The following is a 23,012-nucleotide window of genomic DNA, read 5'->3' on the forward strand; positions in this document are numbered from 1 at the left end:
GAACCGGGTTTGACCGGTTCAAGCATGCTTCAATCTATGTGCTCGCGAGCCGTTCCGGACGCGGCGAATGCGCCTATTTCTTGCGGAAGCGGTCGAGACGGACGACTTCGGCGCCTTCGCTCGGGCTGGCCGGAGGCTCGGGCTTGTCGTCGCTCGACTCGGCTGCAGGCGCCGCCGGCAGCGGCGCAACGACCCCCACCGGGGCGGGGGCGGCGGGAAGCTTCGGGCTCGCCGGCGTTTCCGCGATCGCTTCCGACGGTTCGAACTGCAGCCCGAACTGGACCGACGGGTCGAAGAAGCTCTTGATGGCGTGGAAGGGGACCACGAGCCGCTCCGGGACGCCGCCGAACGACAGGCCGACCTCGAACCGATCCTCGGTCACCACCAGATCCCAGAACTGGTGTTGCAGGATGATCGTCATTTCCTCGGGATACTGCGCCAGCAGCCGTGGCGACAGCTTCACGCCGTCGGCCTTGGAGAGGAAGGTGATGAAGAAATGATGCTCACCGGGGAGGCCGTGGGCGGCGGCGTCGGTCAGCACCCGGCGCAAAACCCCGCGCAGCGCGTCGCGCGCCAGCACATCGTATCGAATATGATCGGTCGCCATGATCGGTCCTGGTTCGTGTGGGCCGCGCTCCGCCCGCGTCGGATCGCCGCGCCGTGACGGCAGCAGCATTCCCGACTCGTATCCGGCGCATCGTACCCCGCCTTGTCGCGGAGGTCAGCAGCGAAGCCGGCCCGCGGCAACATATGGGAACGGGTAGAAGCCGTCGGAAGCCGGGTCAATGGAGGAATGAACGGGAAGAGGGGATATCACAAAGTCGGGGAGAAACGGCAGATCTGAGCCGTTCGCGCTCACAAGCAGAAAAAGAGGGCAAAGGTAAAGTGGAGGCTTCTGTTGCCAGGTGCCTCCGAACCCCGCCTAACGGAGCTTAACCCGTTAGGACTTTAAGGTGGTCTTTCAAACTGCGTTACGCAGCCTGAGCAACCGGAGCAAAGTTGTCGTTGGCAACTATTGCAGTAGCCCGATAACGGCGGAACAATACCGGGAAAAAGCTCGCCCTTTACGCCCTCGTCGATCCTATTTCGCCCCCGCCAAAACCCGTCTCAGTCACTTGCTTATCGGGTCGGGCTTTGGTGGAGGCGCCGGGTACCGCCCCCGGGTCCGAATGGTTTATTTCGACGGCGATTTATTTCCATAGCCGGCAAGCCGGCACGCTCAATATAGGCTGGCGGCAGCCCGCTGCACAGGGTCGAAAAGGCGCAGTCCTCGACAAAAATGTGGGTCGTTGCGGGGAACCTTTCGATCGCGCTTGGCAGCCCGAATTTTGTGCTCCTAGATGGCTGGATGCCCTCCGATCCCGCGGTCTCAGCCTCCCCTGCCGACATCCTCAAAGAGCCGCCCAGCCTCCGTACCCTGTTCTTCGCATTCGCAAAAATGTCGCTCTCGGGATTCGGGGGCGTGCTGGTGTTCGCGCGGCGGGCGATCGTCGACGAGCACCGCTGGATGACGGCGGAGGAGTTCAACGAGACCTTCGCGCTCTGCCATTTCCTGCCCGGGCCAAACATCGTCAATCTCGCCATGGTGTTCGGCGCGCGCTTGCGCGGGATCGCGGGTGGCCTTGCGGCCTTCGCCGGCCTGCTCGTACCGCCGATGCTGTTGATCACGACGCTCGGAGCCATCTACGGGCACTTCGGACAGGCCGAGGCGCTGCGCCAAGGGCTTGCGGGCGTGTCCTGCGTGGCCGTCGGTCTGCTGGCGTCGGTGGTGTTCCGGATGCTCACGCCGCTGCTGAAGAAGAGCGACATCGTGGGCCTCTTCGTCATGGGCGCCGTCTTCATCGCCATCGGGCTGGCGCGGCTGCCGCTGCAGGAGGTGCTGCTGGTGGCCGTGCCGCTCAGCCTCGCCATCACCTATGCCCGGACGAGGTGGGCGCGATGAGCGGGGACGATAATCCGCTCGCCCAGTTGTTCTGGACATTTGCGCTGATCTCGCTGTTCGCGGTCGGCGGCGCCGTGGCGGCGATCCCCGAATTGCACCGCGTCGCGGTCGATGTCCGGCACTGGATGACCGACAAGCAGTTCGCCGATGTCTTCGCGCTCTCCCAATTGTCGCCGGGCCCGAATGTCCTGATCGTGACCTTGATCGGCTATTCTGTCGCAGGCGTCGCGGGCGCGGCGGTTGCGACCATCGCGATGTGCGGTCCAACGGCCGTTCTCTCTTATGTCGTCAGCCGCTGGCTGTTGAATGCGCGCGGCGCGCGCTGGCCTGCTCTGGTGCAATCGGCCTTGGTGCCGCTGTCGATCGGCTTGATGGCCGCCAGCGCCTGGATCCTCGGTCTCGCCTCCGATCAGACATGGCGCGCATTCGCGCTGACCGTCATCGCCGCTGTCGTCGCATCGACGACGCGCCTTAATCCGCTTTGGCTGTTGGCCGCAGGCGGCTGCCTTGGTTTCGCTGGCCTTCTCTAGGGAAAGCCGCTAGCAAAACAGTTGCGGGTCCGGTTGCGTCGGATCGCCGAACGAAAACAGTGCCGGCCATCAAGGCCGATCGGGGGAGGGCGAGGACATGGCCGAGACCACGGGCCAGTTGTCAGGCGGAGTGGCAGACGAGCCGGGTGCGCGCAGCATCACCGGCGCGTCCATCATTCTGGCGCTGGCCTTCGCGCCGCAACTCATCGAACTGCTGATCGCATTGGTAGGACTTATCGCGCCGCTCTCCGGACGCGGTCCGCTCCAGGTCATCGGCGCACACGCGTCGGCCCTGTCAGTCGCGCTTCCGAGCCTGGCGCAGCAATATGCCGCAGGCAGCAAGGCCTCGCTCTCGTCCGACGTCTTGCTGGCGCTCATCTACACCTATCCGCTGATCGCAGTCGCAGTGTTCACGTTCATGGTGCGCCCGCGCGGCCCGCAGGATTATTTCGGCGGCATCGTGCTGATGGCGATCGCGCTGTTCGCGTTGTGGGCCTCCAGCGATCTGCAGGGCATGCGCGGCTTCTCGTTCGGGGCCGGAACTGCGCCGCGGATGTTCGGCCTGCTCCTGCTCGGGCTCGGAGCTGCCATCGCCGTCATCGGCGTCGTCAATTCAGGGGCTCAGCTTGCGACCTATCACTGGCGCGGACCTCTGTTCGTGTCGCTTGCGATCTTGACCTTCGCCGTCTCCATCCGTCCGCTCGGGCTTCTGATCACCGGGCTTGCGAGCTTCCTGATCGCGGCGATCGGCAGTCCGGAAACGCGCTGGCGCGAGGCTGTGATCGTGGGCGTCTGCCTGACCGCCGGCTGCGCGCTGCTGTTCCCGTATGTGCTCGGGCTCGCCATGCCGCTGTGGCCGCGTTTCCTTTTGCAGTGAGGGCGTGATGGATCTGTTTGCAAATCTCGCTCACGGCTTTGGCGTCGCGCTGTCGCCGATCAATCTCCTGATGTGCCTGATCGGCGCGCTGGTCGGCACCCTTGTCGGCGTCCTGCCGGGCATCGGCACCATCGCCACCGTGGCGATGCTGCTGCCGATCACCTTCGGCCTGCAGCCGGTCGGCGCGCTGATCATGCTGGCCGGCATCTACTACGGCGCCCAGTATGGTGGCTCGACCACGTCGATCCTGGTCAACATCCCCGGCGAGGCGACATCCGTCGTCACCGCGCTCGACGGCTTCCAGATGGCCAAGCAGGGCCGTGCCGGCCCGGCGCTGGCGATCGCCGCCATCGGCTCGTTCTTCGCCGGCTGCGTCGCCACCGTGCTGATCGCGATCCTCGGCGCGCCGCTGACCAAGCTGGCGCTGGCGTTCGGCCCGGCCGAATATTTCTCGTTGATGGTGCTCGGCCTGATCTTCGCGGTCGTGCTGGCGAAGGGCTCGGTGCTGAAGGCGATCGCGATGATCGTGCTCGGCCTGCTGCTGTCGATGGTCGGCTCTGATATCGAGACTGGCGTGTCGCGGATGGCGTTCAACATTCCCGAACTCGCCGACGGACTCGGCTTCGCCACCGTCGCGATGGGTGTGTTCGGCTTCGCCGAGATCATCCGCAATCTCGATGCCGGCGCGGAGATGGACCGCGACCTCGTGCAGAAGAAGATCACCGGCCTGATGCCGACGCGGAAGGATCTCAGCGATTCCACGCCGGCGATCCTGCGCGGCACCGTGCTCGGCTCGATCCTCGGTATCCTGCCGGGCGGCGGCGCCGTCATCGCGTCGTTCGCGGCCTATACGCTGGAGAAGAAGCTCGCGCGCGATCCGTCCCGGTTCGGCCGGGGCGCGATCGAGGGCGTGGCGGCGCCGGAGAGCGCCAACAACGCGGCCGCCCAGACCTCCTTCATTCCGCTGCTCACGCTCGGCATCCCGCCGAATGCGGTCATGGCGCTGATGGTCGGCGCCATGACCATCCACGGCATCGTACCGGGCCCGCAGGTGATGCAGAAGCAGCCCGATCTGGTCTGGGGCATGATCGCCTCGATGTGGATCGGCAATCTCATGCTGATCATCATCAACCTGCCGCTGGTCGGCATCTGGGTGCGGCTGCTCCGCGTGCCCTACCGGCTGATGTTCCCGTCGATCGTGATCTTCTGTGCGATCGGCATCTACTCGGTCAACAATGCGCCTGTCGACGTCATCCTGGCCGGCGCGTTCGGTCTCGTCGGCTATTGGCTGATCAAGCACGATTTCGAGCCGGCGCCGCTGCTGCTCGGCATGGTGCTGGGGCCGCTGATGGAAGAGAACCTGCGCCGGGCGCTGCTGATCTCGCGTGGGGACTGGTCGGTGTTCCTGACGCGGCCGCTGTCGGCCGTGCTGCTCGCGATCGCCGCGGGGCTGCTCGTGCTGGCGGTCCTACCGACGCTGCGCCGCAAGCGCGACGAGGTGTTCGTCGAGAGCGAGGGGTGACCTGCGTCGGCGCGCCGCAGGCGGAAGTCGAATCGACCTCGGACAAGGCGCTGTGATGTAGCTATCACAGCGAAAAGGCCTGCATCGGAGCGGGCCCCGAGGGAGGATGGATTCGATGAGCTGGTGCAGTCGTGCACGTTCGTTTCGTTGGCTGGCGGCCGTCGCCGGCATCGTTGGGCTCGGTGTGTCGACGACACAAGCCACGGCACAGAACTATCCGACGCGCAGCATCACGATGATCGTCCCGTTCGCCGCCGGCGGTCCGACCGACGTCATCGCGCGCATCGTCACCGCGCACATGGCACAGACCCTAGGGCAAAGTATCGTCATCGAGAACGTCGTCGGCGCCGGCGGCACCACCGCCACGACGCGCGCGGCCCGCGCCGCCAATGACGGCTACACGCTGATCATCGGCCACATGGGCACCCATGCCGCCGCGGTGCCGCTCTATCCCAAGCTCGCCTATCATCCGGAGCGGGATTTCGAGCCGGTCGCGCTGCTCGCGGGCACGCCGATCCTGATCCTGGCGCGCAAGGATCTTGCGCCGAAGGATACCAAGGAGTTCGTCGACTACATCAAGGCCAACAGCGAGAAGGTCAACGCCGCCCATGCCGGCGTCGGCTCTGTCTCGCATGTCTCGTGCGAACTCCTGAACTCGATCCTCGACGTCAAGCCGGTCGGCGTGCCGTTCAACGGCACTGGCCCCGCGATGAACGCGCTGGTCGCCGGCCAGGTCGACTACATGTGCGACCAGATCGTCAACGCGGTGCCGCAGATCAATGCCGGCACCATCAAGGCCTATGCGATCGCGACGCCCGAGCGCAATCCGGCGCTGCCGAACGTCCCGACCACCACGGAGGCGGGCTTGCCGAAGTTCCAGGCCCAGGCCTGGAACGCGATCTTTGCGCCGAAGGGCACGCCGCCTGAGATCGTCGCCAAGCTCAACGCCGCCGCCGGCAAGGCTCTCGAGGACGAAGGCGTCCGCAAGCGCCTTCTCGAGCTCGGCAGCGTCATCCCAGCGCCGGCAGACCGGACGCCGGAGGCTCTCGGGGCGCTGGTGAAGGGTGAAGTCGCCAAATGGAGCGCTGTGCTGAAGCCGGCGAGCTAGCGTCAAGGCAGATGACCAGGGCAGGGGGGGGACCGCAGGGTTCCGCCCCCTTGTCAACTGTGGCCCGGCGACCGACATTTTTCAGGGTATAATCGGCGACCAGGCCGAGTCGAGGCTAGGGCTCGGCGACCCCTGTCGTTAAATTCGCCGCCTTCTGCGAAAGGCCGCCAGCGCGCACCATGCACCAGTATCACGACCTGCTCGAACGCATCCTGTCCGACGGCGCGGAGAAGCACGACCGTACCGGCACCGGCACCTATTCCGTGTTCGGCCACCAGATGCGCTTCAACCTCGCCGCCGGCTTCCCCATGGTCACCACCAAGCGGCTGCCGCTGAAGGCGATCGTGCATGAGCTGTTGTGGTTCCTGAAGGGCGACACCAACATCAAATATCTGCACGACCACGGCGTCACCATCTGGGACGAGTGGGCCGACGCCAATGGCGATCTCGGACCGGTCTATGGCTATCAGTGGCGCTCCTGGCCGACGCCGGACGGCGGCCACATCGACCAGATCAGCGACGTCGTCGAGATGATCAAGCGCAATCCGGACTCGCGCCGGCTGATCGTCACGGCATGGAATCCGGCCGACGTCGAGAAGATGGCGCTGCCGCCGTGCCATTGCCTGTTCCAGTTCTACGTGGCGAACGGCAAGCTGTCGTGCCAGCTCTATCAGCGCTCGGCGGACGTCTTCCTCGGCGTGCCCTTCAACATCGCCTCCTATGCGCTGTTGACGATGATGGTCGCGCAGGTCACTGGCCTGAAGCTCGGCGACTTCGTGCACTCGTTCGGCGACGTGCATCTCTATTCGAATCACGTCGAGCAGGCCCGTCTGCAGCTGACCCGCGAGCCCCGGCCGCTGCCGACCATGACGCTCAATCCCGACGTGAAGGACATCTTCGCCTTCCGCTACGAGGATTTCGCACTCGCCGGCTACGATCCGCATCCGCACATCAAGGCCGAGGTCGCGGTCTGACGCATGCCTCTGTCGATCCGTCCTGCCAGGCCTGATGACATCGGCACCGTTCTGGCGCTGATCCGCGAGCTCGCCGACTACGAGAAGCTCGCGCATGAGGTCGTGGCCACCGAGGCCGACATCGCCGGGGCGCTGTTCTGCGAGCATCCGAAGCTATTCTGCGATCTCGCGGAATGGAACGGTGCCGTCGCGGGCTTTGCGGTTTGGTTCGTCAACTTCTCGACCTTCGCCGGCAAACCCGGCGTCTATCTCGAGGACCTGTTCGTGCGGCCGGTGTTCCGCCGCAACGGCATCGGCCAGGCGCTGCTCGGCCATCTCGCGCGGACCTGCGTGGAGCGCGACTACGCGCGGCTGCAATGGTCGGTGCTCGACTGGAATGCGCCGTCGATCACGTTCTACAAATCGCTCGGCGCCGAACTGATGGACGGCTGGACGCTGTGCAAGGTCACGGGCCCCGCGCTGGCGCAGCTTGCGGAGAAGGCGCCGTGATCGAGATCGTGTTCGTCGTCGCCATGGCCGAGAACCGCGTCATCGGCGCTGATGGCGCGATCCCGTGGCGGCAGAAGAGCGACATGCGGCGCTTCAAGGCGATGACGATGGCGCGGCCGATCGTGATGGGCCGCAAGACCTTCATGTCGTTTCCGCGCCAGCCGTTGCCGGGCCGGACCAACATCGTGATCACCCGCGATACCGCGTTCCGCGCTGAGGGAGCGATCGTGACCCACGGGGTGGACGAGGCTCTCAGCATCGCGCGCGGTGATGCACTGCGGCGTTCAGCCGCGGAGATTGCGATCGTCGGCGGCGCCGAGATCTACGCGGCCACCATGCCGGTTGCCGACCGGCTCGAGATCACCGAGGTCCACGCGCGTCCCGCGGGGGACACGCTGTTTCCGGCGATCGATCTCGCCCAATGGGCCGAGGTGGCGCGTGAGCGTCACGCTTCGGGGCCGGACGACCAGGCCGAATTCTCCTATGTGACCTATCGCCGGAGACGCTGATCGTGCGAGGCTGCGAATGGCGCGGCTGCCGTTTCAAGACCATCCGTTAATGATGACATCGCGTTGTCTGGCCGCGTGGCGGTTTCGGGGCCGCGGCAAACGGGCGCTTCCGGCCCTGTTTACATTGACAAAACCTGGTTCGGGCTTAGCTGGAGCGCTACGTTGTAAGGGGCGGGGCCGTCCCTTATAACCCGGCCGCCGTCGGGGGCCGGCGTTGGTGCAGTATCAGCCTCGCGGAGGAGATCGATCGATGGCGTGGAAGAATCAGGGCGGAGGCCCGTGGGGCCCGGGTCCGAAGGGGCCCTGGGGCTCGGGACCGCAACCGGTCGGTCCAAGGCCGCCCGACCTTGAAGATCTTCTGCGGCGCGGTCAGGACCGGCTGCAGCAATTCGTGCCGGGCGGCGGCTTCGGCACCGCCGGCGTCCTCCTGGTCGTACTCGGCGCCATCATCATCTGGCTCGCCTCCGGCATCTACCGCGTGCAGTCCGAGGAGCTCGGCGTCGTCCTGCGCTTCGGCAAGTATGTCCGCGATGAGCAGCCGGGCCTGCGCTATCATTTGCCTTACCCGATCGAGACCGTGCTGCTGCCGAAGGCGCTGCGCGTCAACTCGATCTCCATCGGCATCACCGCCAATGACGATCCCGGCCGGCGTAGCCGCGGCGGTCGCGACGTACCCGAGGAGAGCCTGATGCTGACCGGCGACGAGAACATCGTCGACGTCGACGTCACCGTGCTCTGGCGCATCAAGCCGAAGGGCGCCGCCGACTTCCTGTTCAACATCCAGAACCCCGAAGGCACCGTGAAGGCGGTGGCCGAGAGCGCAATGCGCGAGGTGATCGGCCGTTCGAACATCCAGCCGATCCTGACCGGCGCCCGCACCGTGATCGAGCAGAACGTGCAGGAGCTGATGCAGAAGACGCTCGATAATTACGGCTCGGGCATCCAGATCACGCAGGTGCAGATGCAGAAGGTCGATCCGCCGTCGCAGGTGATCGAGGCCTTCCGCGACGTCCAGGCGGCCCGCGCCGACCTCGAGCGTCTGCAGAACGAAGCCCAGACCTACGCCAACAAGGTCGTGCCTGACGCGCGCGGCCGCGCCGCGCAGATCCTGCAGGTCGCCGAAGGCTACAAGGAGCAGGCGATCGCCGAGGCCAAGGGCCAGAGCGCGCGCTTCCTGAAGGTCTATGACGAGTACAAGAAGGCGCCCGACGTGACCCGCGAACGCATCTATCTCGAGACCATGGAGCGCGTGCTCGGTGGCTCCGAGAAGCTCGTGCTCGACAGCGGCGCCTCCGGCGGCCCCGTTCCGCTGCTGCCGCTCGGCGATCTTGCGCCGCGCCGCCAGGCGCCGGCCGCTGCACAGGGAGGCGTCCGATGAGGTCCCCCGTCGCAGGTATCGTCGCCCTCGTCGCCGTGCTCGTCATCGTCGTTGTCGGCTACAGCTCGCTGTTCACCGTGAGCCAGACCGAGCAGGCGCTGGTGGTGCGTTTCGGCAAGCCGGTCGACGTCGTCACCCAGCCCGGCCTGAACTTCAAGGCACCGTTCATCGACAACGTGATCTCGATCGACAAGCGCATCCTCGACCTCGAGAACCCCTCGCAGGAGGTGATCGCGTTCGACCAGAAGCGGCTCGTGGTCGACGCCTTCGCGCGCTACAAGATCAAGAACGCGCTGCAGTTCTACCAGAGCGTCGGCTCGATCCAGACCGCCAACGTCCAACTCGGCACCTTGCTGAACGCCGCGCTGCGCCGCGTGCTCGGCGAGGTCACCTTCACGCAAGTCGTTCGCGACGAGCGCGAGGCCTTGATGCGCAAGATCCGCGATCAGCTCGACAAGGAGGCCGACGCCTACGGCATCCAGGTGGTCGACGTCCGCATCCGTCGCGCCGACCTGCCGGAGGCCAACAGCCAGGCCGTGTACAAGCGCATGATGACCGAGCGGCAACGCGAGGCCGAGGAGTTCCGGGCGCTCGGCGGCCAGAAGGCACAGGAGATCCGGTCCAAGGCCGATCGCGAAGCCACCGTGATCGTCGCCGAGGCCAACTCGCAGGCCGAGCAGACCCGCGGCGCCGGTGACGCCGAGCGCAACCGGCTGTTCGCCGAGGCCTATGGCAAGGATCGCGACTTCTTCGCCTTCTATCGCTCAATGACGGCGTATGAGAACGGCCTGAAGTCCGGCGACACCCGCTTCCTGCTGCGGCCGGATTCGGAGTTCTTCCGCTACTTCGCCAACCCCTCGGGGAAGGCGGGTACGGAGACGCCGTCGTCGACAGCCAGCACCGCGGCAGCCAACGCCACGGCGGCTGCGGCGCAGGCTCCCAAGCCGTGATGCCGCTGACCCGGTTGATCCCGGCGAATAAGAGTTGACATGGACGGGGCGAAGCCGTTGCTTCGCCCCGTCTGATATCAAGAAGGTCGAACGGGAGGTCCGGGTCCGATGAGGTCCATTGCGTTTTCCGATTTCCTCATCGGATTAGGTATCCTGTTCGTGCTCGAAGGCCTGATGTTTGCGGCCAGCCCGGACTGGATGCGCCGGGCGATGAAGACCGCCATGGCCACGCCCGACAATGTGCTGCGCGCCGTCGGCATCGGCTCGGCGGTGGCCGGCCTCGTCCTCATCTGGGTCATCCGGCGACCGATCTGAACGGGGCGGACGGCCCGACGCGCCGCCCCGCCGATCCCAGGAACGAAGGCCGCGTCCGGTCATTGCCTTCGCCGCCCGGCCAACGCCATTGTGAGGCGATGGCTGCGCCATTTTGCCGTATTAGGTCGCCTTCAATGATGAATCTGGCGGTCCGGTCCGGCGTGCTTGCGTCGCCGCCCGGTTCCGGCGCACTGTAACGATTGATTTTGCCGACTTTTCTGGAGATCCGCCCGATGACCGCAACGCTTGCTTTCCGCCGTCGCCTGCGCCCCGTCCTGGCTGCGGCTGTCCTCGCCGCCGGCTGGGCGCTGGCGCCGTTGCCGGCCTTGGCGCGCGGCCCGGAGGGCATCGCCGACGTCGCCGAGAAGGTCATCGACGCCGTGGTCAACATCTCGACCTCGCAGACCGTCGAGGCCAAGGGCGGCGGCTCCTCCGAGGGCCGCAATGCCAATCCGCAGGTGCCCCCGGGCTCGCCGTTCGAGGAATTCTTCGACGACTTCTTCAAGAACCGCCGCGGCGTTCCGGGCGGCCGTGGCGGCGCCGACAACTCGCCCCGCCGCACCAACTCGCTCGGCTCCGGCTTCATCGTCGACGAGTCCGGCATCGTGGTCACAAACAACCATGTCATCGCCGATGCCGACGAGATCAACGTCATCATGAACGACGGCACCAAGATCAAGGCCGAGCTGGTCGGCGTCGACAAGAAGACCGACCTCGCGGTGCTCAAGTTCAAGCCGCCGCGGCAGCTCACCGTGGTCAAGTTCGGCGATTCCGACAAGCTCAGGCTCGGCGACTGGGTGGTCGCGATCGGCAACCCGTTCAGCCTCGGCGGCACCGTCACCGCCGGCATCGTCTCGGCCAAGAACCGCGACATCTCGTCCGGGCCCTATGACAGCTACATCCAGACCGACGCCGCCATCAACCGCGGCAATTCGGGCGGCCCGCTGTTCAACCTCGATGGCGAGGTCATCGGAGTCAACACCTTGATCATCTCGCCGTCCGGCGGCTCGATCGGCATCGGCTTCGCCGTGCCGTCGAAGACGGTGGCCGGCGTCGTCGATCAGCTGCGTCAGTTCGGCGAGCTGCGCCGCGGCTGGCTCGGCGTGCGCATCCAGGGCGTCACCGACGAGATCGCCGAGAGCCTCAACATCAAGCCGGCCCGCGGCGCGCTGGTCGCCGGCGTCGACGACAAGGGTCCTGCGAAGCCGGCCGGCATCGAGCCGGGCGACGTCGTCGTCAAGTTCGACGGCCGCGACATCAAGGAGCCGAAGGACCTGTCGCGCATCGTCGCCGACACGGCGGTCGGCAAGGAGGTCGACGTCATCGTGATCCGCAAGGGCCAGGAGCAGACGCTCAAGGTCAAGCTCGGCCGGCTCGAAGACAATGAGAAGGTCCAGCAGGCGGCGATCAAGAAGGACGAGCCGGCCGAGAAGCCGGTGACCCAGAAGGCGCTCGGGCTCGATCTCGCCGCGCTCTCGAAGGACCTGCGCACGCGCTACAAGATCAAGGACAGCGTCAAGGGCGTCGTCGTCACCGGCGTCGACCAGTCCTCCGACGCCGCCGAGAAGCGCCTGTCCGCCGGCGACGTCATCGTCGAGGTCGCGCAGGAGGCGGTCACCTCCGGCAACGACATCAAGAAGCGCGTCGACCAGTTGAAGAAGGACGGCAAGAAGTCGGTCCTGCTGCTGGTGTCCAACGCCGACGGCGAGCTGCGGTTCGTGGCGCTGAGCTTGCAGTAAGGGCGCAGGCGTTCGTTCCGGGCACAGCTGTGTAGGGTGGGCAAAGGCGCGCCCGCGTCTACGCGTGTTGTCTCGATCTCTCACGCGCCGTGCCCACCATTGCCTTCCGCATTTGCGGATCGACGGTGGGCACGCGACCGCCCTGCGGGCGTCCGCTTTGCCCACCCTACGGCAGCTCCGCACTGCGCCGTCGTCCCGGCCTTGAGCCGGGTCCCATACCCCCAGGGAGCGGTTTGGGGCAGGCTGGTCATTGGCATTTGGCCCGTCACATCCGCCGCGGCGTATGGGTCCCGGATCGGCGCCGTGCCGCGCTCCGCGCGTCGCGGCTTGTCCGGGACGACGATTGAGGAAACATCCGATTCACATCTCAAACAGCGCAGGTGAAGTTATCAGTTGGACGACACGAGATCGCATTCTCGCGGCGGATATCGCCCGAGGTCTGCGATCACTCGTCCCTCGCAAAATGCAGAGGGCGCAGGGAATGCCGGGTGAAGGCCTCACCCATGGCCCGCCTGCAGCAAGAAAAGCAGGCGGCAGTCACCACAGGTGCAGCCGGTCACCGGCATTCCCTGCGCGATGGTTTCACGCTTATACGCAGTCTCCCTGGTGCGCCGGCTTGTTGGCCACCATGCCGCGACAATGCTCGCGCATTGCGCGGGTGATACCAGCATCGGGGTATCAGGACGCTGCGACTTCACGTCCGCAGCCAAACCGTTCGTCGGCGCATCCGTCAGGACACGCTGCGGCTCGATCGCGGCCATCGCATCCCCGCCTCGCGTGTCGTGACGATCGCGCGCAACGCCCCTCTGCTCGAGGCGGGATGACGGTAAACAATCATGTATTCCGAAAAATAGCAAGTCGTTTTTATTTATCGGAACGTCGACAATCGCAAAAATTCCCGCGATCCGTCACCGAGAACGGTTCACGCCAGCTGTGCGAGATCAGGCCAGTGCACGCGCAGAATGGTCTTGCCGCCAGCCGCGGGAATCTCGGACCGGCTGGTTTCGACGACCCGGCCGCCGAGCCTTATGTAGAAGCGAAGACCGGCGGTGTTTGCCTCGAACACCCAGAGATGCAGGCCGGATGCCGCGCCGCTCGCCGCCAACTGGGCCGCCGCATCGCGGAGCAGCCGCGCGCCGAGGCCTGAGCCGCGCCCGTCCGGGGACACATGGAGATTGTCGACCAGGCTTCCCCACACCGGATCGGCATCGCGATAGCAGCAGACGAAACCGCGCAACGGCCCTTCCGGATCGCAGGCGACGGTGACGAGCTGATCAGCGGCGGGTGCACTTAGCCGCTGCGTCCACACGTTCAGCCGGTCGGCCTCGATGGCGCCGCCGAGAAACTCCGGCGCGAGAATGTTGGCATAGGCATCGCGCCAACTCGCCGCGTGGAGTGCAGCGATGGCGGGAGCGTCTTCGTTGATGGCGGCACGGATGATGATGTCGTCCGGCATTTTCGTCGTGCTCGGCCTCACCCTTTGCCGGGGAGGAAGCGCGGCCTCGCTCTGCGAGGCGCGCGCTGCCAATCTGACGCCTGGATTAGTTGCGAACGCTGCCGACCGTGATCGGAGCAACGAGCGCGGCGCTGCGGCGGTGGTGGGCGAGAACGGCGAGCTGGTGCGGCGAAGCCGAGCTGTCGGCGTTGATCGCAACGGTCTGCTCGGCAGCCGACGACGCGCCGACGACGGTGAGCTGATGCGGGGTCGCCGGCAGCGCGCCGACGGCGTAGCTCGGCAGCTCGCCGGCCGTGGCCGCGCCGGTCAGCAGCGCCAGGGCAACGAGGGAGCCGGGAATGATGTGCTTGATGGTCATGGGAGGAGTCCTTCTGTGACGATGATCGATCGCATCACGTGCAACCGTTTTCGTTTCCTTGGACGCTCCCTAGCGTTGTGAGTGTTATATGCGCTGCAACATGATTTGACAATTCATCGATTGGTGATGCGGTTAAAAAGCAGCGATTTACCTGCTGTGATGCGGGATGCGAATGATCCGATTTGTGATCCGGAATGAGATTGGAATGGAGTTGCGCGGGGGCGGGTGCGATTGAAACAAATGCTTAGGCGGCGTGGCCTGACGCGCAGGAGGGAGTGGCAATACTTGTCGAATCTCGCTCGCACTTGCGATTGAGGCACGAGGTGCGATTGCGATCGTCCGGCATTCGTAAAGTTTTAGCTAAACGTCACAGAGCGGCCCAGGGCGATTCATCGTTCGAAGTCGTGTGACGTAACTCGGTGCGCCGACTTGAGATGGTGTGCACTCCGTCGTCATTGCGAGGAGCGAAGCGACGAAGCAATCCAGAGTCTCGCGCGTTGCCTTGGATTGCTTCGCTCGCAATGACGAGGGGGCTGCTCCTGACTGCGCCCTCTCCCCTTGCGGGAGAGGGCATGTAGGACCGGTCAGCAAACTCGGTCGGGTGAGGGGTATCTCTCCGCGAGTCGCGCTCGCGGAGAGATACCCCTCACCCGAGCGAACGTGTGGACGGGTCGGCGATGCCCTCTCCCGCAAGGGGAGGGCGCTGTATCTCGCAGCGGAAAGAAAAGAAGTCCGAGTATCGCAGCGACGGCTACGGCCCCGTCAATCCACGAACTGATCGCGGGTGTAGCCCTGGGCGTAGAGCAGAGCGGTGAGGTCGCCGTGGTCGATTCGGGCTGACGCTGCGGCGGAGACGGCGGGCTTGGCGTGATAGGCGACGCCGAGGCCGGCGGCTTCGATCATGCCGAGGTCGTTGGCGCCGTCGCCGACGGCCAGCGTGTCGATCTCGTCGAGATCGAACGACTCGCGCAGCTCGACCAAAGTGGCGAGCTTGGCGTCGCGGCCGATGATCGGCTCGCGGACCTCGCCGGTGAGCTTGCCGGCGTCGATGACGAGTTCGTTGGCGCGGTTCTCCTGGAAGCCGATCTTGGCTGCGACGGCATTGGTGAACAAGGTGAAGCCGCCGGAGATCAGGCAGGTGTAGGCGCCGTGGGCGCGCATGGTCATGACCAGCTGGCGGCCGCCCGGCGTCAGCTTGATGCGCTTGGCGAGCACCTCGTCGACGACGCTGACCGGCAGGTCCTTCAGCAGCGCGACGCGCTCGCGCAAGGCCGGTTCGAAGGCGATCTCGCCGCGCATCGCGCGCTCGGTGATGGCGGCGACCTTCGGCTTCAGCCCGGCAAAATCGGCCAGCTCGTCGATGCATTCCTGACCGATCATGGTCGAGTCCATGTCCGCCAGAAAAAGCTTCTTGCGCCTGACCGCCTCAGGCTGCACCACGATGTCGATCGGCATGTCGCCGCGCAGATCGCGCAGCCGCGCCTCGAGCTTGTGGATCTCGCCGTCATGCGAGAACGGGATGTCGATCGCGACCTCGTCGAACAGCCAGCGCGGCGTGCCCGGCTGTGGCAGCACGGCCAGGAAGGCCTCCACGATGGTGGTATCAAGCGCGGGATCGGCGGGATTGCAGATGAAGGTGGCGACGAGAGACATCAGGTGACTTCGCTAAGCGACAACAAAGCGGTGCTTATCGCAGGGCCGACCGCCAGCGGCAAGTCGGCGCTGGCCATGGAACTTGCGCAAAAAGCGGGCGGGATGGTCATTAATACCGATTCCATGCAGGTCTATCGCGATCTCCGGGTGCTGACGGCGCGGCCGACGGCCGAGGAAGAAGCTGCCGTGCCGCACCGGCTTTATGGGCATGTCGATGCCGCCGTGAACTACTCGGCCGGCCATTTTGTCCGTGATGCCACCGAGGTGCTTGAAGAGGTCAGGCGCGACGGGCGGCTGCCGATCTTCATCGGCGGCACCGGGCTGTACTTCAAGGCGCTGACGCGGGGGCTCTCGGCGGTGCCACCGGTGCCGGACGAGGTGCGAGACGCCGTGCGCGACAGGCTCGAGCGCGATGGTGTCGAGGCGCTGCATGCCGAGCTGGCGCAGCGCGATCCGGCGGCGGGTGCGCGGCTGAACGTTCGCGACCGTACCCGGGTGGCCCGGGCGCTGGAGGTGATCGAGGCCACCGGTCGGCCATTGGCTGACTGGCACGCGGAGACGACGGCACCGCTGCTGTCGGAGGGGAGCTACCAGGGTGTGTTCATCGCTCCGGAGCGCGAGGCGCTGTATGCGCGGATCGATGCGCGGTTCGAGGTGATGCTGGCGGCCGGTGCGCTGGCGGAGGTCGAACGGCTCGCCGCCCGCGGCCTCGATCCGCTGCTGCCCGCGATGAAGGCGCACGGCGTGCCGGCGATGATCCGCTATTTCAGGGGCGAGATCACGCGCGAAGAGGCGGCCACCATCGGCAAGGCCGACACGAGGCATTACGCCAAGCGGCAGTTCACCTGGTTTCGGCACCAGCTCCCGGAGTTCGAATGGATGAGCCCGGAGGCGGCGAGGGCTTGGGTGGCAGGCTGACAACCAGACGACAAAGCGGAGGACGAGATGGGAGATATTCTGATCCGCGACTTGGACGAGGGCATCGAGGAATTGCTGCGGCGCAGGCTCGACGGCTTGGCCGCAGCCTCGACCAGTACCTGTTGGACCTCGTCGAAGAGCTTGCGCGCGAGGAACAGGCCGCGCTCGACGACATCGTGCCGTTTGGGACATGGCTGTACACGATCACCAGACCCGGTGTGGACATCGAAGCAGCCCTGGAGTGGATCCGGGGCGGGCCCCCAACCTCCGATCAGTGATCCAGACGTTGACGACGGCAGGCGCCGCGAGCTCAGTCTCACCCTCCCCTGGAGGGGGAGGGTCGATCGCGCGCGAAGCGGGCGAGCGGGGTGGGGGTGGGCCGCGGACACCGGTGCAGATGGAGAGATCACCCCACCCCGGCTCATACGCGCTTCGCGCCTATGAGCCGACCCTCCCCCTCCAGGGGAGGGTGGCGGCGGGGCCGACATCCAACCTGGAGGCGAACCCGTCGTTGGGAATGCCACGGCTGCGTAATTACCGCTCGCCGAACCGCAAATTCCGCGCTACCTTGACAAAATCGCGCTGACGAGCCTCGCTTTGCCTTGACATCAAGGTCACCATGGTTATGTTCGCGCAACCTTTGGGAAGCCAACTCGCCGTCATGCGCAATTTTATTGCCATTCTCCTTATCGTAGTCGTACCCAGGCGCATCGCCGGGGATGGCTAGCGGCCATCCAAAATCCGAGCGGTGCGCAGGGCCTTCCAGGGCCCTTTTTTATTGCCCGGAAGCCACCACCGATCCTGAACCAAGCGACTTAAAGCCAGACCGAACCGACCGACCAAACGACCACCCGCTTTCGAGAAGCGATCCGGAGCCTGCCATGACCGACAAGAGCCACGATCCGAACCAGATGACCGGCGCCGCGATGATCGTGCGCGCGCTCATCGACCACGGCGTGCAGCACATCTTCGGCTATCCCGGCGGCGCGGTGCTTCCGATCTATGACGAGATCTTCCAGCAGAGCGAGGTCGAGCACATCCTGGTCCGTCACGAGCAGGGCGCCGGCCACGCCGCCGAGGGCTATGCGCGCTCGACCGGCAAGCCGGGCGTCGTGCTGGTGACCTCGGGCCCCGGCGCCACCAACATGGTGACGCCACTGGCGGACGCGATGATGGATTCGATCCCGCTGGTCTGCATCACCGGCCAGGTGCCGACGCATCTGATCGGCAACGACGCGTTCCAGGAGTGCGACACCGTCGGCATCACCCGGCCCTGCACCAAGCACAATTGGCTGGTCCGCAACGTCAACGATCTGGCCAAGGTGCTGCACGAGGCGTTCTATGTCGCCACGTCGGGCCGGCCGGGTCCGGTCGTCGTCGACGTGCCGAAGGACGTGCAGTTCGCGACCGGCACCTATCATCCGCCGCGCAAGTCCGACGTCCACATCTCCTACGCGCCGCGCGTCAAGGGCGACGCGATGCAGATCCGCAAAGCCGTCGCCCTCTTGGCCTCCGCCAAGCGGCCGGTGATCTATTCCGGTGGTGGCGTCATCAATTCGGGCACCGAGGCCTCGCGGCTGCTGCGCGAACTGGTCGAGGTCACCGGCTTTCCGATCACCTCGACCCTGATGGGGCTGGGCGCCTATCCGGCGTCGGGTCCCAACTGGCTGGGCATGCTCGGCATGCACGGCACCTACGAGGCCAACATGACGATGCATGATTGCGACGTCATGCTGTGCGTCGGCGCGCGCTTCGACGACCGCATCACCGGCCGCACCGACGCGTTCTCGCCGAACTCGAAGAAGATCCACATCGACATCGATCCGTCCTCGATCAACAAGAACATCCGTGTCGACGTGCCGATCATCGGCGATTGCGGCGACGTGCTCGCCGACATCCTGCAGGTGTTCAAGGCCGAGGCGAAAAAGCCGGACATCAAGTCGTGGTGGCAGGAGATCGCCGTCTGGCGCGCGCGCAACTCGCTCGCCTACAAGCCGAACCGCGACGTGATCATGCCGCAATATGCGATCCAGCGGCTGTTCGAGCTGACGCGCGGCCGCGACACCTACATCACCACCGAGGTCGGCCAGCACCAGATGTGGGCGGCGCAGTTCTACGGCTTCGAGGAGCCGCACCGCTGGATGACCTCGGGCGGCCTCGGCACCATGGGCTACGGCCTGCCGGCGGCGATCGGCGTGCAGGTGGCGCATCCCGACAGCCTGGTCATCGACATCGGCGGCGACGCCTCGGTGCAGATGACGATGCAGGAGATGTCGACGGCCGTGCAGTACGAGCTGCCGGTCAAGATCTTCATCCTCAACAACCAGTACATGGGCATGGTGCGGCAATGGCAGCAGCTGCTGCACGGCAACCGCCTGTCGCATTCCTACTCGGAGGCGCTGCCGGACTTCGTCAAGCTGGCGGAGGCCTATGGCGGCGTGGGCCTGCAGGTGAGCAAGCCGGGCGATCTCGACGGCGCGATCAAGGAGATGATCTCGGTCAAGAAGCCGGTGCTGTTCGACTGCCGCGTCGCGGCGCTCGAAAACTGCTTCCCGATGATCCCGTCGGGCAAGGCGCATAACGAGATGATCCTGCCGGCCGAGGCGAGCGATCCGGCCGCCGCGTTCGCGGGCGGCAAGGCGCTGGTGTGAGTTGACAGGGTGATGGTGCGGTGATGGCACGCGCGTCCGGCAGTCTCGCTCTTCACCTCTCCCCGCGTGCGGGGGCGCGACGAGCTTCGCTCGCGCTGAGAGGTCGGATTGCATCGAAAGATGCAATCCGGGTGAGGGGGGCTTTCCGTACGGTCGGTGGGTGTGGCTGCCCCTCACCCCAACCCTCTCCCCGTAAGAACGGGGAGAGGGAGCCCAGCTGCGTTCGTGGCTATCGGCGAACCACACATGAGCAGTCCCATGTTCACCCTCGCTGAGCTCGAAGCCGCTCACGCCATCGTCGGCACGGCGGTGCCGGCGACGGCGGCGCATGCGTGGCCGTTGCTGGCGCAGCGGTTGGGGACGCATGTCGTTGTCAAGCACGAGAACCATACGCCGGCTGGTGCCTTCAAGGTGCGCGGCGGTCTGGTCTATGTCGACAACCTCAAACGTACGCAGCCGGATGTGCGTGGGCTCATCACGGCGACGCGCGGCAATCATGGCCAGAGCGTCGCGTTCGCCGGCCGCCGCAACGGGCTGCCGGTGACGATCTATGTGCCATCAGGCAATTCGGTCGAGAAGAACCGGGCGATGGCGGCGTTCGGGGCCGAGCTGATCGAGCATGGCAGCGACTTCCAGGAATCGCGCGAGGAGGCGATCCGTCACGCCGCGCGCGACGGCCTGCACATGGTGCCGTCGTTCCATCCCGATCTCGTCCGCGGCGTTGCGACCTACGCGCTGGAGCTGCTGCGCTCAGCGCCTGATCTCGACGTGCTCTATGTCTCAGTCGGGCAGGGCTCCGGAATCTGCGGCTGCATCATGGCGCGCGATCTGCTGGGCTTGAAGACCGAGATCGTCGGCGTGCAGTCGACCGGCGCGCCGTCCTACGCGCTGTCGTTCGCGGCGCGCACGGTCGTCACGACGAACAGCGCCGACACCCATGCCGACGGGCTCGCGACGCGTAGCCCGGATGCGGATGCGCTCGCAATCATCCTGAAAGGCGCCTCGCGCATCGTTCAGGTCAGCGACGCCGAAATTGCCGACGCCGTCCGCTTCTTCTGGACCGATACCCACAATCTCGCCGAAGGCGCCGGCGCGGCGTCGCTCGCGGCCGCGCTGCAGGAGAAGCAAAAGCTCGCCGGCAAGCGCGTCGGCTTGGTGCTGACCGGCGGCAACATCGATCTCGACCTGTTCAGGCGCTGGGTGATGCCGGCCGCCGCTGACGAAATGGCAGGGGTGTCTTGATGGGCACGCCGCACACCACACACACCGCCGTCATGCCCGGGCTTGACCGCCTGCGCGGCCGAAGCCGCTTCGGCGCGGCGAAGGCCCGGGCATCCACGAGCCGCGCGCGCCGATCGACGTGGATGGCCGGGAGCGCAGACAAGTTTACGCAGTCTGCGCAAGGCAGACTGCTATGCCCGGCCATGACGGATGAAATCCGATGGGGATACCAATGAACCAGCCAGCCTCCGCCTATTTCATCGAAGAGCGCCACGATCCAAACGAGACCCACACGCTCTCCGTCCTCGTGCAGAACGAGCCCGGCGTCCTCGCGCGCGTGATCGGCCTGTTCTCTGGGCGCGGCTACAACATCGAGAGTCTCACCGTCTCCGAGACCGAGAGCCAGAAACATCTCTCGCGCATCACCATTGTGACCACGGGCACGCCGATGGTGATCCAGCAGATCAAGCATCAGCTCGACCGCATGGTGCCGGTTTATCGCGTCGTCGACATGACGCTGACGAAGCGCGCGATCGAGCGCGAGCTGGCAATGATCAAGGTGCGCGGCACAGGCGAGCCCAGGGTCGAGGCGCTGCGGCTGGCGGATGCGTTCCGCGCCCGGGTGATCGACGCCACCACCGAGAGCTTTGTGTTCGAGATCACAGGCAACACCGACAAGATCAGTCAGTTTATCGATCTGATGCGCCCGCTCGGCCTGGTCGAAGTCGCCAGGACCGGCATTGCGGCGATCGGGCGGGGACCGGAGGGGATGTGAGCCATGCTGGCGCGCGACTGGTACTACAACGAACGCAACCGGATCGGGCTCGATCATGCCGTGGCCTCGATCTACGGCGCAGGTGATGATGCCGACGAGCGCGCGCGCGCCGCGTTGAAGATGCTCGGCGTCAAGCCGGGCTGGCGGGTGGCCGACATCGGCTGCGGCAACGGCGTGCTGGCGACGGAAGCCGCATTGATGGGCGCCGTGGTCGACGCCATCGACATCTCGCCGGCGATGCTGGCGCTGACCAGGATCTACACGAGGGATCGCCGTACGGCGGTGCGGATGCATTCGGCGGGCCTGCTGTCGTTCGCCTATGAGCCCAACTCCTATGATCTCATCGCCAGCGAGTTCACGCTGCATCATCTGCCGGACTTCTGGAAGGCGGTGGCGCTGGCGCGGATCTTCGCGGCGCTGAAGCCGGGCGCGCAATTCTTCCTGCGCGACATCGTCTATGTCTCCATGCCCGACGGCGCCGAGCGTTCGGTCGAGCAATGGGCCGATTTCAACATCAAGAACCACGACCTCGCCCGCGACAGCGTCATCACCCACATGCGCGACGAGAACTCGACCTTCGCCTGGGTGATGGAGCGCATGCTCGCCGAGGTCGGCTTCGTGACAGTGTCCGCCGACTACCACGCCCCGATGCACGCCACCTACGTGCTGCAGAAGCCGGCGGGGCAGGGCTGAAACGAGCGTGTTGATGCTGGTGCGAAACGGTGAGGTGGCCCCGCTGCCACCCTCCCCTGGAGGGGGAGGGTCGATCGCGCATGCAATGCGCGATCGGGGTGGGGTGGGCCACACACACAGGTCTCGCATGGAGACATCACCCCACCCCGCTTCACATCGCGGCTTCGCGCGATGTGAAGCGACCCTCCCCCTCCAGGGGAGGGTGAAGAGTGCCCGTAACGCGGGAGCATCGTAGATGTCCCAGCAGCTCCTCATCGCCTTCGTCACCTTCGCCTTCGTGATGTCGTTCACCCCCGGGCCGAACAACATCATGCTGCTGTCGTCCGGCGTCACCTACGGCTTCCGCCGCACGGTGCCGCACATGATGGGCGTGAGCTTTGGCTTCGCCTTCATGGTGGGCGCCGTCGGTGTCGGCCTCGCCACCGTGTTCATCACCTATCCGGTGCTGCAGGAGGTGCTGAAATATCTCGGCGCCGCCTATCTGATCTATCTTGCGATCGCGATCGCGTTCTCCGGATCGACCAAGCCGGAGGAGGCCACGCTGCGCGGCCCGATGACGTTCTGGGGTGCCGCGCTGTTTCAGTGGGTCAACGCCAAGGGGTGGGTGATGGTGATCAGCACCATCACCGCCTATGCCGCGATCGCGCGCTTTCCCGCCAATGTTGCGCTGCAGGTCGCGATCAGCTTCGTGATGGCGATCGGCTCGACCGTGACCTGGACCCTGTTCGGCACCGCGCTGCGGCCGCTGCTCAGCTCGGAGCGCGCCGTGCGCGGCTTCAACATCGTGATGGCGGTGCTGCTGCTGGCCTCGCTCTATCCCGTGTTCATGGACGCATGAGGGACGCCGCCGCCATGCGAGATCGGGGTTTCCATCCGCCCCCAAAATGCTCTAGACACGGGCCGGATTTTGTCCGGGCGCAGCCGCCCGTGCCTCACCCAAGCGTCTGACTTTTC

Annotated in this window: 24 protein-coding genes and 1 other RNA gene; 19 read left to right on the plus strand and 6 right to left on the minus strand. The window is 65.8% G+C overall.

Translation table 11 applies throughout. The annotated features are described in order from the left end of the window. Nucleotides 1–73: 73 nt before the first annotated feature. Complete coding sequence (locus tag BRAD285_RS06925; RefSeq protein WP_006615024.1) at nt 74–607, minus strand: SspB family protein; 534 nt, start codon at nt 605–607, stop codon at nt 74–76. Nucleotides 608–884: 277 nt separating this feature from the next. Next, nucleotides 885–1,254, minus strand: a transfer-messenger RNA (tmRNA) gene (gene ssrA / locus BRAD285_RS06930). A gap of 94 nt (nt 1,255–1,348) precedes the next feature. Between ssrA and BRAD285_RS06935 the strand changes: the two genes are divergently transcribed. From BRAD285_RS06935 to BRAD285_RS06990, 12 genes are all read left to right on the plus strand, one after another. Continuing rightward, nucleotides 1,349–1,942, plus strand: a complete 594-nt coding sequence (locus BRAD285_RS06935) for a chromate transporter (RefSeq protein ID WP_035648595.1) — start codon at nt 1,349–1,351, stop codon at nt 1,940–1,942. After that, the gene (locus tag BRAD285_RS06940; protein ID WP_006615026.1) at nt 1,939–2,472 is read left to right on the plus strand and encodes a chromate transporter; all 534 of its coding nucleotides are present in this window, start codon (nt 1,939–1,941) and stop codon (nt 2,470–2,472) included. The genes BRAD285_RS06935 and BRAD285_RS06940 overlap by 4 nt, the downstream gene beginning before the upstream one ends. 97 nt (nt 2,473–2,569) lie before the next feature. After that, a complete protein-coding gene (locus BRAD285_RS06945; protein ID WP_006615027.1) occupies nt 2,570–3,349 on the plus strand; it encodes a tripartite tricarboxylate transporter TctB family protein in 780 nt (259 codons plus the stop codon). 7 nt (nt 3,350–3,356) lie between these two features. Beyond that, nucleotides 3,357–4,871, plus strand: a complete 1,515-nt coding sequence (locus tag BRAD285_RS06950) for a tripartite tricarboxylate transporter permease (protein ID WP_035648587.1) — start codon at nt 3,357–3,359, stop codon at nt 4,869–4,871. A 115-nt stretch (nt 4,872–4,986) separates the two neighbouring features. Then, nucleotides 4,987–5,979 (plus strand): tripartite tricarboxylate transporter substrate binding protein BugD, encoded by a 993-nt coding sequence (locus tag BRAD285_RS06955; protein ID WP_035648598.1) that lies wholly within the window; start codon nt 4,987–4,989, stop codon nt 5,977–5,979. Nucleotides 5,980–6,158: 179 nt separating this feature from the next. Next, on the plus strand, nt 6,159–6,953 hold the full coding sequence (locus BRAD285_RS06960) for a thymidylate synthase (RefSeq protein ID WP_006615030.1): 795 nt from the start codon (nt 6,159–6,161) through the stop codon (nt 6,951–6,953). 3 nt (nt 6,954–6,956) lie between these two features. Then, on the plus strand, nt 6,957–7,442 hold the full coding sequence (locus tag BRAD285_RS06965) for a GNAT family N-acetyltransferase (RefSeq protein WP_006615031.1): 486 nt from the start codon (nt 6,957–6,959) through the stop codon (nt 7,440–7,442). Next, the gene (locus tag BRAD285_RS06970) at nt 7,439–7,951 is read left to right on the plus strand and encodes a dihydrofolate reductase (protein WP_006615032.1); all 513 of its coding nucleotides are present in this window, start codon (nt 7,439–7,441) and stop codon (nt 7,949–7,951) included. The genes BRAD285_RS06965 and BRAD285_RS06970 overlap by 4 nt, the downstream gene beginning before the upstream one ends. A gap of 250 nt (nt 7,952–8,201) precedes the next feature. Further along, nucleotides 8,202–9,329 (plus strand): FtsH protease activity modulator HflK, encoded by a 1,128-nt coding sequence (gene hflK, locus BRAD285_RS06975; RefSeq protein ID WP_006615033.1) that lies wholly within the window; start codon nt 8,202–8,204, stop codon nt 9,327–9,329. After that, the gene (gene hflC / locus BRAD285_RS06980; protein WP_006615034.1) at nt 9,326–10,279 is read left to right on the plus strand and encodes a protease modulator HflC; all 954 of its coding nucleotides are present in this window, start codon (nt 9,326–9,328) and stop codon (nt 10,277–10,279) included. Before hflK ends, hflC begins: the two co-directional genes overlap by 4 nt. A gap of 108 nt (nt 10,280–10,387) precedes the next feature. Continuing rightward, nucleotides 10,388–10,594 (plus strand): DUF2065 domain-containing protein, encoded by a 207-nt coding sequence (locus BRAD285_RS06985; protein ID WP_006615035.1) that lies wholly within the window; start codon nt 10,388–10,390, stop codon nt 10,592–10,594. A gap of 233 nt (nt 10,595–10,827) precedes the next feature. Next, nucleotides 10,828–12,333, plus strand: coding sequence for a Do family serine endopeptidase (locus BRAD285_RS06990; protein ID WP_006615036.1), 1,506 nt, complete (start codon nt 10,828–10,830; stop codon nt 12,331–12,333). 497 nt (nt 12,334–12,830) lie between these two features. Here BRAD285_RS06990 and BRAD285_RS06995 read toward each other — a convergent pair whose 3' ends face one another. The 4 genes from BRAD285_RS06995 to serB form a co-directional block, all read right to left on the minus strand. Further along, nucleotides 12,831–13,094 (minus strand): hypothetical protein, encoded by a 264-nt coding sequence (locus BRAD285_RS06995; protein WP_035648589.1) that lies wholly within the window; start codon nt 13,092–13,094, stop codon nt 12,831–12,833. Between the two features lie 161 nt (nt 13,095–13,255). After that, on the minus strand, nt 13,256–13,789 hold the full coding sequence (locus BRAD285_RS07000) for an N-acetyltransferase (protein WP_006615038.1): 534 nt from the start codon (nt 13,787–13,789) through the stop codon (nt 13,256–13,258). 85 nt (nt 13,790–13,874) lie between these two features. Then, nucleotides 13,875–14,147: a hypothetical protein gene (locus tag BRAD285_RS07005; RefSeq protein WP_006615039.1), complete on the minus strand. Its 273-nt coding sequence runs from the start codon at nt 14,145–14,147 to the stop codon at nt 13,875–13,877. A 762-nt stretch (nt 14,148–14,909) separates the two neighbouring features. Further along, on the minus strand, nt 14,910–15,800 hold the full coding sequence (gene serB / locus BRAD285_RS07010; RefSeq protein ID WP_006615040.1) for a phosphoserine phosphatase SerB: 891 nt from the start codon (nt 15,798–15,800) through the stop codon (nt 14,910–14,912). Between the two features lie 3 nt (nt 15,801–15,803). Between serB and miaA the strand changes: the two genes are divergently transcribed. The 7 genes from miaA (at nt 15,804) to BRAD285_RS07045 (ending at nt 22,896) form a co-directional block, all read left to right on the plus strand. Continuing rightward, entirely contained in the window at nt 15,804–16,718 is a 915-nt protein-coding gene (gene miaA / locus BRAD285_RS07015) for a tRNA (adenosine(37)-N6)-dimethylallyltransferase MiaA (protein WP_006615041.1), read from the plus strand. A 122-nt stretch (nt 16,719–16,840) separates the two neighbouring features. Beyond that, complete coding sequence (locus tag BRAD285_RS36250; protein WP_244422386.1) at nt 16,841–16,996, plus strand: hypothetical protein; 156 nt, start codon at nt 16,841–16,843, stop codon at nt 16,994–16,996. A gap of 603 nt (nt 16,997–17,599) precedes the next feature. Then, nucleotides 17,600–19,369 carry an acetolactate synthase 3 large subunit gene (locus tag BRAD285_RS07025; RefSeq protein ID WP_006615044.1) on the plus strand — a complete coding sequence of 590 codons (1,770 nt, stop codon included), beginning with the start codon at nt 17,600–17,602 and terminating at the stop codon, nt 19,367–19,369. A gap of 258 nt (nt 19,370–19,627) precedes the next feature. Continuing rightward, nucleotides 19,628–20,611 (plus strand): threonine dehydratase, encoded by a 984-nt coding sequence (locus tag BRAD285_RS07030; RefSeq protein WP_006613767.1) that lies wholly within the window; start codon nt 19,628–19,630, stop codon nt 20,609–20,611. 211 nt (nt 20,612–20,822) lie between these two features. Beyond that, nucleotides 20,823–21,365 carry an acetolactate synthase small subunit gene (gene ilvN / locus BRAD285_RS07035; protein ID WP_006613766.1) on the plus strand — a complete coding sequence of 181 codons (543 nt, stop codon included), beginning with the start codon at nt 20,823–20,825 and terminating at the stop codon, nt 21,363–21,365. Nucleotides 21,366–21,368: 3 nt separating this feature from the next. Further along, a complete protein-coding gene (locus tag BRAD285_RS07040; RefSeq protein WP_006613765.1) occupies nt 21,369–22,058 on the plus strand; it encodes a class I SAM-dependent methyltransferase in 690 nt (229 codons plus the stop codon). Between the two features lie 235 nt (nt 22,059–22,293). Further along, nucleotides 22,294–22,896 carry a LysE family translocator gene (locus tag BRAD285_RS07045; protein WP_006613764.1) on the plus strand — a complete coding sequence of 201 codons (603 nt, stop codon included), beginning with the start codon at nt 22,294–22,296 and terminating at the stop codon, nt 22,894–22,896. Nucleotides 22,897–23,012 lie beyond the last annotated feature (116 nt).

Source organism: Bradyrhizobium sp. ORS 285 (assembly GCF_900176205.1).
GTDB lineage: Bacteria > Pseudomonadota > Alphaproteobacteria > Rhizobiales > Xanthobacteraceae > Bradyrhizobium.